Source organism: Lentzea sp. NBRC 105346, from assembly GCF_030269605.1.
In the GTDB taxonomy this organism is placed as follows: Bacteria; Actinomycetota; Actinomycetes; order Mycobacteriales; family Pseudonocardiaceae; genus Lentzea.
The window spans coordinates 1-273 of record NZ_BSTQ01000060.1 but is presented as its reverse complement, the minus strand read 5'-3'; the positions used below and the strand labels follow the sequence as shown (position 1 = coordinate 273).

At 60.4% G+C, this 273-nt stretch carries 1 rRNA gene; it reads left to right on the top strand.

The annotated features are described in order from the left end of the window. Window positions 1-273, top strand: a 16S ribosomal RNA gene (locus QSK35_RS42605); the annotation flags it as partial.

Genomic DNA, 273 nt, shown 5'->3' with positions numbered 1-273 from the left:
GCTTAACACATGCAAGTCGAGCGGTAAGGCCCTTCGGGGTACACGAGCGGCGAACGGGTGAGTAACACGTGGGTAACCTGCCCTGTACTCTGGGATAAGCCCGGGAAACTGGGTCTAATACCGGATATGACTCTCTTCCGCATGGCGGAGGGTGGAAAGTTCCGGCGGTATGGGATGGACCCGCGGCCTATCAGCTTGTTGGTGGGGTAATGGCCTACCAAGGCGACGACGGGTAGCCGGCCTGAGAGGGTGACCGGCCACACTGGGACTGAG